This is a genomic window from Myroides fluvii (assembly GCF_009792295.1).
GTDB lineage: Bacteria > Bacteroidota > Bacteroidia > Flavobacteriales > Flavobacteriaceae > Flavobacterium > Flavobacterium fluvii_A.
In genome coordinates, this window is sequence record NZ_CP039934.1 from 2,390,924 (window position 1) to 2,403,820 (window position 12,897).

A 12,897-nucleotide genomic window follows, 5' to 3' on the forward strand; every position below is an offset into this window, starting at 1 on the left:
CTTTAAAATTAGTGAAATACTATAAAAAAAGCTTGCTTATTTCATAATAAAATTTATTTTTGCAATAAAATTTTAAAAAGGTTAAGAGATGTATTGGACATTAGAATTAGCATCTTATTTAAGTGATGCTCCATGGCCTGCTACTAAGGATGAGTTGATAGATTATGCTATTAGAACAGGTGCGCCCCTTGAAGTAGTAGAAAATTTACAATCCATCGAAGATGAAGGAGAAATCTATGAATCTATGGAAGAAATTTGGCCAGACTATCCTACGGACGAAGATTATCTTTGGAACGAGGATGAGTATTAATATAGAAAAAAGCCTTCTTCAAGGCTTTTTTTTGTTTATTTTAGCAAGTAAAAAAGAGTAAAAAAACATATAAACTTATGAGTCTTATAAATACCATATTAAAGGTTTTTGTCGGCGATAAATCAGAACGAGATATCAAAGAAATAAAACCTCTAATTGAAAAAATTAAAACGTATGAATCGTCTTTATCTGGTTTGTCAAATGACGAATTAAGAGCGAAGACTATCTATTTTAAGGAGAAAATTCAACAATCTAGAGCCGGTCAAGATGCGAAGATTGCTTCGTATAAAGAAGAAATCGAGAAGACTCAAGATATCGATAAAAGAGAAGCTATCTACGCTAGTATTGATAGCTTAGAGAAAGAAGCGTACGACAATACAGAAAAAGTATTGATGGACATCTTACCAGAAGCTTTTGCTGTAGTAAAAGAAACGGCAAAGCGTTTCAAAGAAAGCGAAACGGTTGTGGTGACAGCTTCAGAAAAAGACATGGAATTCGCTCAAAGCAAACCGTATGTAACGGTAGCTGAGGGTCAAGCAAGCTGGGCAAATAAATGGTCTGCTGCGGGTAAGGAAGTTACCTGGGATATGATCCACTACGATGTTCAGTTAATCGGAGGTATCGTATTACACCAAGGAAAAATTGCAGAGATGCAAACAGGGGAAGGAAAAACATTAGTGGCAACTTTACCTTTGTACTTAAATGCTTTAACAGGAAATGGGGTACATTTAGTTACCGTGAATGATTACCTTGCAAAAAGGGATAGTCAGTGGAAAGCTCCTTTATTTGAGTTTCACGGTATGTCTGTAGATTGTATTGACAATCACCAACCCAATTCGGCAGGTAGAAGAGCAGCGTATGCAGCAGATATCACGTACGGAACAAATAACGAATTTGGTTTCGATTACTTGAGAGATAATATGGCACATACGCCAGAAGAATTGGTACAACGTGTACACAATTACGCAATTGTCGATGAGGTCGATTCAGTATTAGTCGATGATGCAAGAACTCCTTTAATTATTTCTGGGCCTGTTCCTCAAGGAGATCGCCATGAATTCAACGAGTTGAAACCAAAAGTGGCAAACTTAGTTGAAATGCAACGCAAATTAGCGAACAATTTCTTAGCAGATGCGAGAAAATTAATTCGAGAAGGAAATACAAAAGAGGGTGGATTCTTATTATTAAGAGCATACCGAAGCTTGCCTAAAAATAAAGCCCTAATTAAATTCTTAAGTGAAGAAGGGGTGAAGCAATTGCTTCAAAAAACAGAAAACCATTATATGCAAGACAATAATAGAGAAATGCATAAAGTGGATGAGGCCTTGTACTTCGTGATTGAAGAAAAAAACAACCAAGTGCAATTGACAGATAATGGAATTAAATTCTTATCGCAAGATACAGATGAACATTTCTTCGTATTGCCCGATATTGGAACTGAAGTAGCTCGTATTGAAAGTAAAAACTTATCAAGAGAAGACGAAGCAGTTGCAAAAGAGCGTTTGTTTCAAGATTTTGGAGTAAAAAGTGAGCGTATTCACACGTTAAATCAATTGTTGAAAGCGTATACTGTATTTGAAAAAGACACGGAGTATGTTGTTATTGACAATAAGATTTTAATCGTTGACGAGCAAACAGGTCGTATTATGGATGGACGTCGTTATTCAGACGGATTACACCAAGCGATTGAGGCAAAAGAAAACGTAAAAATTGAAGCAGCTACACAAACGTTTGCAACGATTACCTTACAGAACTACTTCCGTATGTACAAGAAGTTAGGAGGTATGACAGGTACGGCTGTTACAGAAGCAGGAGAGTTCTTGCAAATCTATAAGTTAGACGTAGTTGAAATTCCTACAAACAGAGGAATTGCACGTAAAGATAAAGAAGATAAAATTTACCGTTCAGTACGTGAAAAATACAAAGCGGTTATTGATGATGTTGTAGATTTATCACAAGAAGGTCGTCCGGTATTAATTGGTACAACTTCCGTTGAGATTTCAGAGTTATTGAGTAGATCGTTAAAAATGCGCGGTATTCAACACAACGTATTGAACGCGAAATTACACAAACAAGAGGCTCAAATTGTAGAGGAGGCTGGAAAACCAGGCATTGTAACCATTGCAACGAATATGGCAGGTCGTGGTACGGATATTAAACTATCTCAAGAGGTAAAAGACAAAGGTGGTTTAGCTATTATTGGTACAGAACGCCATGATTCAAGACGTGTTGACCGTCAGTTAAGAGGTCGTGCAGGACGTCAAGGAGATCCAGGAAGTTCACAATTCTATGTGTCTTTAGAGGATAACTTAATGCGTCTATTCGGATCAGAGCGCGTAGCGAAGATTATGGATAGAATGGGATTAGAAGAAGGAGAAGTAATCCAACACTCGATGATGACCAAATCAATCGAAAGAGCACAGAAAAAAGTAGAGGAGAACAACTTTGGTATTCGTAAGCGTTTATTAGAATATGATGACGTGATGAATGCACAACGTGAGGTAATTTACAAACGTAGAAAACACGCGTTGTTTGGAGATCGTCTAAAAGTGGATATCGCCAATATGATGTACGATTTATGTGAGCGTATTAGCGAAAGTAACAAAATGGCGAATGACTTCAAAAATCTTGATATGGATATGATTCGCAATTTCGGTATTAATGATGTTATCACAGAAGATCAGTTCAATAAAGAAGATGTTGTTACATTGGCAAATAGATTGTACGAAAAAGCATTTACATCTTACCGCGAAAAAGGACAACGCAGTGCGGCTGAGGCCTTCAAAGTAATCAAAAATGTTTACGAGAATCAGGATAACAATTTTGAGCGTATCGTTGTACCATTTACAGATGGTATTAAAATAATGAATATCGTTACCAATTTAGAAACGGCTTACAACACAGAAGGAATGAGTCTAATTGACGATTTTGAAAAGAATGTTGTATTGTCAATTTTAGATGAGGCGTGGAAGAAACACCTTAGAAAAATGGACGAATTGAAACAATCTGTTCAGTTAGCTGTTCACGAACAAAAAGATCCTTTGCTAATTTATAAGTTTGAAGCATTTGAATTGTTTAAGAAAACAATTGCAGAAATGGATGCAGAAGTAACTTCTTTCTTAACAAAAGCAGATTTACCTGTTCAAATGGAACAAGAAACACAAGCGTAATAGTAGCTTGATTCATATAAAAGGGGCTCTTATGAGCTCCTTTTTTTTATGGTAAGAAGATGTTAAGGCGAAGGAATATTATCCGTCTTCACCTAATAAATGTGTAATTTTATAGAACAAATAAAAAATTGATTAGTATGGCTATTTTTGGTAAAGCATTTACGACAAAACACGGTACAGCACCATTCTCTCAGATAAAAATTACAGATTATAAACCTGCTTTTGATTGGGCTATTTCACAAGCGAAATCAGATATTGATGTGATTACAACCAATCCTGCATCTCCAACTTTTGAGAACACAATAGAAGCCTTGGCTTTTTCAGGAATGGATTTAGATGTTCTAGCTAGTATTTTCTTCAATCTCAATGCTGCTGAAACCAATGATGAAATGCAACAAATAGCACAAGAAATTGCTCCTTTGTTAGCGGAATTGGGGAATGATATTTTGTTGAATGAAGCGTTATTTCTACGTGTAAAAGCTGTTTATGAACAATTGAATCAGCTGAAATTGACCACAGAACAACAGACGTTGTTGACGAAAAATTACAAGAATTTTGTACGCAATGGAGCGTTGCTTTCAGAAGAACAGAAAAATAGAGTACGAGCGATTGATGCTGAATTAGCCACTACTTCCTTGAAATTTGGAGAAAACGTTTTAGCAGAGACGCATAATTACCAATTGCATCTTACGCAAGAAGACGAAGTAAAAGGATTACCGGAAGGAGCAATGGAAGAGGCCCATGCTTTAGCACAACAAGAAAATAAAGAAGGATGGATTTTTACTTTAGATTACCCAAGTTATATTCCATTTATGACGTATGCTGAGAATCGAGCTTTGCGTAAAGAATTGGCACTTGCAGCAGGGGCAAAAGCATTTAAATCCAACGAATACAACAATGAAAAACACGTTTTAAACCTTGCGAAATTAAGACATGAGCGAGCGAATATTTTGGGCTACGCCACTCATGCAGATTTTGTATTAGAAGAGCGTATGGCTCAATCTCCAACTAAAGTAAATGCTTTTTTACACGATTTATTGGTAAAGGCTAAACCTGCAGCGGAGAAAGAGTTTGAAGCGTTAACGGCTTTTGCTAAGCAATTGGATGGTATTGATCACCTAGAGAAGTGGGATGGTAGTTATTATGCAGAAAAATTAAAGCAAGAGCGTTTTAATTTGGATGATGAAATTCTAAAACCCTATTTTCAATTAGAAAATGTATTGGATGGAGCCTTTCAAGTAGCAAATAAGCTATATGGGTTAATTTTTGTAGAAGTTTTTGATATTGAGAAATACCACGAAGAAGTACGTACGTTTGAAGTGAGAAATGAAAAAGAAGAATTCATCGCGGTGTTTTATACCGATTTCTTTCCGCGTAAAGGAAAGCGAAACGGTGCTTGGATGACTTCTTTCAAGAATCAATATACGCGCAATGGAGTGAATGAAAGACCTCATATTTCAATTGTGTGTAATTTTACAAAACCTACCGCAACTAAACCATCTTTGTTGACGTTTAATGAGGTGACAACGCTGTTCCACGAATTTGGTCATGCTTTGCACGGAATGTTAGCCAACACAACGTATCCTTCTTTGTCAGGTACAAATGTATATTGGGATTTTGTTGAATTGCCAAGTCAGATTTTAGAAAACTGGTGCTATGAAAAAGAAACACTAGCTTTATTTGCGAAGCACTATCAAACAGGAGAAGTGATTCCAATGGAATTTGTAGAGAAAATTAAAGAAAGTGCTTCTTTCTTAGAAGGGATGGCCACTGTACGTCAATTGAGTTTTGGTCTATTGGATATGGGATGGCATGGACAAGATCCAACAAAAATTGTCAATTTAAAGGCATTCGAGTTAGAACAATTTAATTCGACACAGCAATATCCAGATGTGGCAGAAAATGCAATGAGTACTTCTTTTTCTCATATTTTTCAAGGGGGCTATTCTTCAGGGTACTATAGTTATAAATGGGCTGAAGTATTAGATGCAGATGCCTTTGCGTATTTTAAGGAAAAGGGAATCTTTAATAAGGAGGTAGCAACAGCATTTAAAGATTATGTGTTATCACAAGGAGGCACCGATCATCCGATGACCTTATACAAGAAATTTAGAGGACAAGAACCAACACCAGAAGCTTTATTGAAAAGAGCGGGTTTATTAGCATAAAATGAAAAAGAGTTCCAAAATTTTTTGGAACTCTTTTTTTACACTTAACAACATCACTTTTCTTTTTTCAACTTATCTTTTATCCGCAAGGGATTTATTTTTGTCTATATATCTCTTGTTAAAAACACAAAGAGACGGGAGATTTAACGAGGTAATTACCTTATAAGGCGCAATTACAAATCAAATATAGGTAAAAACTATTTTATTAACAAATAAAAAAAGAAAAAACCATCAATTTAGAATTGAATAGTTTTATTATGGATTGAAAAGTATAAAAAAACAGTTTAATGGTTTTCATTTTAGAGAAAGCATTCTTCATTATACACATAAGTGTCAATTGTAGTAGGTAAATTCTTTGCTTTCTTTAGTTCTTCTTGTAAGAATGACAAAGAATCTTCTTGGTCTTCTACTGGATTAGCTTTCAAGGCGGCTAGATCTGCCTGCAAACTCGCTTGTGTATTTTTTTTCGTTTCAACCAATAGTTTCTCTGCTAATTGCATAGTAGCTGTAAAGGTGAGTCCATCAATTTTCTGGAAGTAAATAGCATTCCATTTCTCAAAATCAATATCATCTTCGTCAGTATAGATATCAACAGTTTCTGCTACATGATTGGATACAATCTGAATGGCTTTTTGTAGGCGTTTTTGATCCATTTCATTCAGCATATTCAACAGCTGTTCTTCAGATGCGGCATATAATTCTGAATTCGTACCTACGAGTTTGAGTTCTTCTTGTTCAGGAGTTTGAGTTTCAGCTTTTGCTGTTTCCTTACTTTTAACAGGAGTATTTACTGGAGTAGGCTGTTCTTCTGTGGCGGTATTTTTAGAATTACATCCGATACTCAATCCCAAAAGTAAACCCATTAATGCTATTCTTTTGCACATATTTTTTATTTGCAAATGTAAAAGAATTCACAAGCCGAGAAAATAAAACACATAAAAAAAAGGTGTCGTTCAACAACACCTTTTCGTTATTCTTAATTCCAAGTTCCGAATTTCCCTGTATTAAAATCGTCGAATGCTTGTAGTAGTTCTTCTTGTGTATTCATAACAAAGGGACCATAATGCGCAATAGGTTCTTTGATAGGCAATCCAGCAAGGACTAATACAACCGCATCTTCAGTTACTTCGACAGTGAATTCCTCTCCATCGTTTGACATCAAAACGACATGGTCTTGCATCACTTCAGCCCCATTAACTTGTACAGTACCTTCTAAAACTAGGAGTAATGTCGTGTATGTAGTTGGGAAGTTATAGGCTACTTTAGCCCCTTCTTTAGCTCTTAAATTTGACATGTGAATAGGAGTAAAGGTTGATGCTGGACCTTTTATTCCGTTGTATTCTCCTGCTATAACCTCAATTGTACCTTTGTCGTTTTCTAACGGATACAACGCCATTTGGCTGTTCTCAATTGCTTGATATTTTGGTTCTCCTTTCTTTGCCTCAGCAGGTAAATTTACCCACAGTTGAACCATTTGAAATTCACCCCCTGTTTTGCTCCATGCTGTTTCGTGAAATTCTTTGTGTAAAACACCTGAAGCCGCTGTCATCCATTGTACATCGCCTTCGCCTATGATTCCACCACCACCACTGCTATCTCCATGTTCAACACGTCCTTTGTAAGCAATGGTTACCGTTTCAAATCCTTTGTGTGGATGTACGCCAACACCTCTTGGAATTTCACTTGGTCCGAAGTGGTATTTGGAGTTGTAGTCAAACATAATGAAGGGATCCATGCGTTGCATGCTCATACCTGGTACACCTGGAATAAAATTGTGTACTCTAAAACCATCTCCTACAAAATGTGCAGGTCTTGGTGCGACGATTTGTTCAATATTCTTTGTTTTCATATCCTTTTTATTTATACTCAAAGTTACTTCATTCACTGTGGAATATACTTAATCTAAAACAAGAATAGAGAATAGAGAATAGAGAGAAGAGAGAGGAAAGAAGAGAAGTGTGTGAACGTCCCTAAATAGGGTTGACCATTTTTAAACAATAACTTCATTATTAAATATAGTACTATATGGTTTGGTATTAGTATAGTGGTTGACTGCTTTGTCCACAAGCAACCCACAACAAACAATCCACAACAAACAACCCACAACAAACAACCCACAACAAGCAACAAACAAAAAGTCATCAGTGATCTGTTATGAGGTATCGGTAGATTTTCTAAAATAAGAAGGTGTTTTCTTTAAATGAAAATCTCAACGTCTCAACGTCTCACCAAACACCCTCCATAAAAAAAACCGAAGCATTTGCTTCGGTTTTTTTATTTTTTACTAGAGCCAATGTGTCGCATGGCATCTCGAACCATCTGAAAGAGTTCAGAAGAGTAAACGAAATCCACGACATCTTCATTGTCTGTTTGTATAATTTCCTTGTTATTTCCCGACCAGGCTAACACACCGTTCTTTAAGAATACGATATGTTCTCCAATTTCCAATACGGAGTTCATATCGTGTGTGTTGATTACCGTTGTGATGTCATATTCGTGTGTAATCTCTTGAATCAAGTTATCAATGACAATCGCCGTTTTTGGATCGAGTCCAGAGTTGGGTTCATCACAGAATAAATATTTGGGGTTATTTACAATAGCACGAGCAATAGCAACCCTTTTTTGCATCCCTCCCGATATTTCTGAAGGTTTCTTTTTATTGGCGTTGATTAATTTTACGCGATCAATTACCTCATTAACGCGATGCATAATTTCTTTGTCGCTTTTATTGGTAAACATACGCAAAGGAAAAGCGATATTCTCTTCCACTGTCATGGAGTCAAAAAGGGCACTTCCTTGAAATACCATTCCAATCTCTGTACGTAAATCGCGACGTTGGTTTTTATTCATATCGGCATAATCTCTACCATCAAAAAGAATTTGACCATTGTCATGCGCGTGAATACCCAAAAGTGTCTTTAGGAAAACGGTTTTTCCTGAACCACTTTGTCCTATGATTAAATTGGTTTTTCCAGTTTCAAACGTGGTAGTAATTCCCTTTAATACCTTTGTGCCATTAAAAGACTTTTCTATGTTGGTTACTTTAATCATCTTGTTAGTTACTTAAAAGGAGAGAGGTTAGTATATAATTTGTAAGAATAATAGCCACACTCGTCCACACGAATGCCGTTGTACTGGCTTTTCCTACTTCTAGAGCACCACCTTTCATGTAGTAACCAAAATAAGATGGAACCGTTGCTAATAAGAAACCGAATAACGTAGTTTTGATAAACGCATAGGTAATGTGAAACGGAATAAAGCTATCTTGTAATCCAGTAATGAATTGCTCAGAAGACACGAAATTTCCCATTACACCACCAAACCATCCGCCTAAAACACCTAGAAACATACTGATACCAATCACGAAAGGATATAATAAAACAGCGACCATTTTCGGAAAAACCAAATAGTTTAATGAGCTAACTCCCATTACTTCTAAAGCGTCGATTTGTTCTGTAACACGCATGGTACCAATACTCGATGTGATAAAAGACCCCATTTTACCAGCCATAATGATGGAGATGAACGTAGGGGCAAATTCTAAGATTACCGATTGTCTGGTTGCAAATCCAATAAGATATTTAGGAATTAAGGGATTGGTTAAGTTTAAGGCAGTTTGAATTGCAACAACACCTCCAACGAAAAAAGATAAGAAGCAAACAATACCCAAAGAACCAATGATTAAATCGTCTATTTCTTTGAAGATTAGCTCCTTCATTACTTTCCACTTAGTCATTTTGCTAAAGATTTCTTTTAGCATAATAAAGTACTGACCAATATTTGTTAATCCAGTTTTTATCATAAAAAATAAATATCGGCTAAATTACCAATTACAAATGAGTTTTTAGGTTTATAAGTCCAAAAATGTATTAAAACAACTTCGACTTTATTTTCTTCCAGCGGTAGTGGCGAATAAATTTTCCTTGTTCTTCTGTAACTAAATACGGATCTTTTTTAGCTTTCGCTCTGAAGTATCCTTTAATATAATCGAGAAACAACAAGGGTTTTCCTTTTTTTGATGCTAACTTCAAGCTGGCGATTAGCGTGATTGCCAAGCCATAGTGTAAACGATAGAAAGCCTCTCCTTGTTTATAGCGTGCAGTTTTATCGTATTGAGCCCCGGTAGGCTTGAGGTGTTTGATTTGTAAATCTTGACGGACAAGGATTTCCCAATCGTAGTAACGGCAGAGTAATTCGTCTACAGTATCCCATCCCATAGCGGGTTTGAGTCCACCAATCTGTTGAAAACACGCCTTGCGATAAGCTTTAAAAGCTCCGCGGATATGATCTTTATCGGTTAGGTTTTCGATAACCCAAGTGTTGTTTTTTTCAATACGTGCAACACCTCCAGCCATACCTAGTTTAGGATTTTGTTTAAATTCATGTGCTATATGAGCAAAGTAATCAGGAGGAAGAATTAAATCGGCATCCAATTTGACGATAACGTCATACTGTATCTCATCAGGAAGAAGAGTTAATCCGTGATTAAATGCCTGAATGACTTTACTTCCTGGTAAATGAATGGCCGCTGAATTTTTGGTGCAAAGATGCAGCCAAGCGTGTTGTGCTGTAAAGGACTCCGCGATTGCTTCCGTTTGATCTGTCGAACTATCGTTAACTACTAAAACCCATTCAGGAAGCAAGGTTTGATCCGCTAAACTCTGTAATGTCTCAGCAATATAAGAGGCTTCATTGTAAGCGGGAATAATAATGATATACTTCATGAAAAAGAATTTTTACAATTGGAGATTCTTGGAAAGTATATACTTTCTGCATCCAGCCACACAAAAATATAAAAAAATGTAGTTAGGCATCGAATAGCCAGTATATTTGTAGAAACGAATCAAGGAATAAGTACAATGGGGAATGGTATTTCAACCAAACAAGCTTTTTTATTTACGCTAATTAATTATCTAGGCGTTTTGATTGGCGTTGTTTCAACGATTTTGATTTATCCTCAAGATAAGGAGATGCTAGGGATTATTCGCTTTGTTGATGCTTGTGCTCAAATTATGTATCCTATCATCGTGTTGGGAAGTACGCATGCTTTGATTAATTTCTACCCTCAATTAACAGAAAGATTACAGCAGAAATTGTTTAGTTATAGTCTAATTTCACTAGCAAAACTAGCTGGATGGGTTGGTGTTTCACTGATTGTTATTTCTTTTTTTTACACCGCTACTTCTTTTAAATACGTAGCCTTTGCCTTTCCATTAGCATTGGCTATGGCTTATATCGAGCTGTTTCGCAGACAGGCAACAAATTTGCAAAAAATATCATTTCCCACTTTTTTTGAGAAGATAATTCCCAAAATTGCATTGCCCACGGTCTTTTTATTAACGTTGTATACCACGACAACGATTGATCAAGGATTAGCTTTGTACCTATTAAGTTATGGTCTAATTACTGTGGTAATTGGAGGGTATATTTACAAATTATATCCCTATCAGCTTCATCGAAGCTATGATGATTTATTCGATAAGGTGAAGAAAAAAGAGTATTATGCCTATAGTTTATTTGCCTTTGCTGGGAGTTTTGGTTCTTTTTTTGCCTTTCGCGTAGATTCTTTGATGATTCCCTATTTTATTTCGTATGAAGCGAATGGAACATACAATATTGGGGTGACTTTAGCTTCTACTTTAGCAATTCCGGCTACAGGTGTTTTTGCTTTGTATGCTCCCGTTATTTCTGATTTAATTAAAAATGTACAGCTCAAGAAATTAAATGAAAAGTACAAAGAAGTTGCCCGTGTAATGTTCTTTATCGGTATGCTGTTGTTTTCTTGTGTAGCGGTAGGAATAGATCCCTTGTTTCGATTATTGCCCACTTATGAAAAGCTAGCACCTTCTATTCCCATCATCTATTTGTTGGGTATAAATGGCGTAATTAATATGTCTACGGGGTTTAATTCGGAAATCATCTCTTATTCCAAATACTATCGTTTTAATCTGATTTCAATTCTGTTTTTAATGGTATTGAATATCGGAATGAATATCTGGTTCTTAACGCAGACAAGCTATGGGATTTTTGGGGTCGGATTGGCCTCGTTAATTAGCTTAACGCTATTTAATTTTGGGAAAGTGGTTTACATTTACCTCAAAATGAAACTTTGGCCTTTTGACGTCCAATTTGGTCAATTGTTTCTCTGTATGCTATTGGTATTGATTATCGGCTTTTATATTCCGATTGTGAATCAAAGCCAATTTTTGACTCTTGTTCTGCGTGTGGGATTTGTCTTAATTTGCGGAGGAATTCTAATCTTTAAAACCCCTTGGGTCTTTTTAATTCAACAGCGTTTTTTGACGGTGATCAAGCGCTATAGGCCTTAATTAATTGGCTGGAATTTCCTTTTTCTTCATTTTGGTTAGTAAGAGAATCGTAAAAATAATACAGCTACTGCCGAGCCAATCTAAAAATTCAAACTGAACACCGAAGTAAAAAACGGCGATTAATGTGGCGGATAAAGGTTCAGCACAAGCAAGTAAACTTGCGCGTTGAGGACCGATATTATTGATGGCATCTAAGAATATGTAGAAAGAGATTAAGGTGCCAAATAGGATGATGAATGCTACAGCCCAAAATGTTTCCATGTCCCATATTCCTGGAAAATGTGTGGGCGGATAAACAAGAGCTATTCCTATACCAGCGATTAACATACTCCATCCAATAATTACAATCGGACTGTATTCTTTTAATAAATGTACTGGTAGAATCGTATAAGCAGCTAGCGCAATTGCGGAAATAATTCCCCAAATTAATGCAGTAGGTGTAATGGTTAAACTATTGATATCGCCATGTGTTACCAGTAAAAAAGTACCCAACATTGCTAATCCAATTGCCAATATTTCAATAGGTTTGGGCCATTTTCTCAGACGTAGCGCTAAGTAAATAGCAATAAAAACAGGGCCTATATATTGAAGAACAGTTGCAGTTGCAGCGTTAGAGTGAAAAATGGTGATGAAATAAGAATATTGAACTAACAACATCCCTAAAAAACTAAATACAACCAATTGAGAAGCGTATTTTTTGTTTTTCCAGATATGCCATACATCTTTATCACCTTTTACAATGCCCAAAGCAAGCATAATACTACCTGAAATTAAGAGACGAACGGTAACAAGCCATTCAGCATTGAAATTTTTCTCATTGAATAAGAATTGAGCAAATGCTCCTGATACACCCCAAAGTGCAGCAGCAAAAATGGCCGCTGAAAAACCTAGAAACTTATTGTTTAGTCCCATAATAGGCA

9 protein-coding genes and 1 pseudogene are annotated in these 12,897 nt (G+C 36.2%); 4 read left to right on the forward strand and 6 right to left on the reverse strand.

Features of this window, described 5'->3' with window-relative positions; all coding sequences use genetic code 11:
- Positions 1–88: 88 nt before the first annotated feature.
- The 3 genes and pseudogenes from FBR08_RS10975 (at position 89) to FBR08_RS10985 (ending at position 5,648) form a co-directional block, all read left to right on the forward strand.
- Positions 89–310, forward strand: coding sequence for a DUF2795 domain-containing protein (locus FBR08_RS10975; RefSeq protein WP_002986941.1), 222 nt, complete (start codon positions 89–91; stop codon positions 308–310).
- Positions 311–387: 77 nt separating this feature from the next.
- Positions 388–3,456 (forward strand): annotated as a pseudogene (secA, locus tag FBR08_RS10980) (preprotein translocase subunit SecA); the annotation flags it as partial.
- A gap of 161 nt (positions 3,457–3,617) precedes the next feature.
- The gene (locus FBR08_RS10985; protein WP_158962746.1) at positions 3,618–5,648 is read left to right on the forward strand and encodes a M3 family metallopeptidase; all 2,031 of its coding nucleotides are present in this window, start codon (positions 3,618–3,620) and stop codon (positions 5,646–5,648) included.
- A gap of 299 nt (positions 5,649–5,947) precedes the next feature.
- Here the strand turns inward: FBR08_RS10985 and FBR08_RS10990 are convergent, their stop codons facing one another.
- The 5 genes from FBR08_RS10990 to FBR08_RS11010 form a co-directional block, all read right to left on the reverse strand.
- Positions 5,948–6,532, reverse strand: a complete 585-nt coding sequence (locus tag FBR08_RS10990) for a hypothetical protein (RefSeq protein ID WP_158962747.1) — start codon at positions 6,530–6,532, stop codon at positions 5,948–5,950.
- A 92-nt stretch (positions 6,533–6,624) separates the two neighbouring features.
- Positions 6,625–7,497 carry a pirin family protein gene (locus FBR08_RS10995; RefSeq protein ID WP_158962748.1) on the reverse strand — a complete coding sequence of 291 codons (873 nt, stop codon included), beginning with the start codon at positions 7,495–7,497 and terminating at the stop codon, positions 6,625–6,627.
- A 425-nt stretch (positions 7,498–7,922) separates the two neighbouring features.
- A complete protein-coding gene (locus FBR08_RS11000; protein WP_158962749.1) occupies positions 7,923–8,699 on the reverse strand; it encodes an ABC transporter ATP-binding protein in 777 nt (258 codons plus the stop codon).
- Positions 8,700–8,703: 4 nt separating this feature from the next.
- The gene (locus FBR08_RS11005) at positions 8,704–9,450 is read right to left on the reverse strand and encodes an MlaE family ABC transporter permease (protein WP_158962750.1); all 747 of its coding nucleotides are present in this window, start codon (positions 9,448–9,450) and stop codon (positions 8,704–8,706) included.
- 67 nt (positions 9,451–9,517) lie between these two features.
- On the reverse strand, positions 9,518–10,372 hold the full coding sequence (locus FBR08_RS11010) for a glycosyltransferase family 2 protein (RefSeq protein ID WP_158962751.1): 855 nt from the start codon (positions 10,370–10,372) through the stop codon (positions 9,518–9,520).
- A gap of 135 nt (positions 10,373–10,507) precedes the next feature.
- On the opposite strand from FBR08_RS11010, the gene FBR08_RS11015 reads away from it, so the two are divergent.
- Entirely contained in the window at positions 10,508–11,977 is a 1,470-nt protein-coding gene (locus FBR08_RS11015) for a lipopolysaccharide biosynthesis protein (RefSeq protein WP_158962752.1), read from the forward strand.
- Here the strand turns inward: FBR08_RS11015 and FBR08_RS11020 are convergent, their stop codons facing one another.
- Positions 11,978–12,889 carry a DMT family transporter gene (locus FBR08_RS11020; RefSeq protein WP_158962753.1) on the reverse strand — a complete coding sequence of 304 codons (912 nt, stop codon included), beginning with the start codon at positions 12,887–12,889 and terminating at the stop codon, positions 11,978–11,980. It lies immediately after the preceding gene.
- Positions 12,890–12,897: the final 8 nt, after the last annotated feature.

Bases quoted from the DNA above. Each gene is read 5' to 3' on its own strand.
- FBR08_RS11015 (WP_158962752.1), top strand. From the start codon at position 10,508: ATGGGGAATGGTATTTCAACCAAACAAGCTTTTTTATTTACGCTAATT.
- FBR08_RS10990 (WP_158962747.1), bottom strand. From the start codon at position 6,532: ATGTGCAAAAGAATAGCATTAATGGGTTTACTTTTGGGATTGAGTATC.
- FBR08_RS11005 (WP_158962750.1), bottom strand. From the start codon at position 9,450: ATGATAAAAACTGGATTAACAAATATTGGTCAGTACTTTATTATGCTA.
- FBR08_RS11020 (WP_158962753.1), bottom strand. From the start codon at position 12,889: ATGGGACTAAACAATAAGTTTCTAGGTTTTTCAGCGGCCATTTTTGCT.
- FBR08_RS10975 (WP_002986941.1), top strand. From the start codon at position 89: ATGTATTGGACATTAGAATTAGCATCTTATTTAAGTGATGCTCCATGG.
- FBR08_RS11010 (WP_158962751.1), bottom strand. From the start codon at position 10,372: ATGAAGTATATCATTATTATTCCCGCTTACAATGAAGCCTCTTATATT.
- FBR08_RS11000 (WP_158962749.1), bottom strand. From the start codon at position 8,699: ATGATTAAAGTAACCAACATAGAAAAGTCTTTTAATGGCACAAAGGTA.
- FBR08_RS10995 (WP_158962748.1), bottom strand. From the start codon at position 7,497: ATGAAAACAAAGAATATTGAACAAATCGTCGCACCAAGACCTGCACAT.
- FBR08_RS10985 (WP_158962746.1), top strand. From the start codon at position 3,618: ATGGCTATTTTTGGTAAAGCATTTACGACAAAACACGGTACAGCACCA.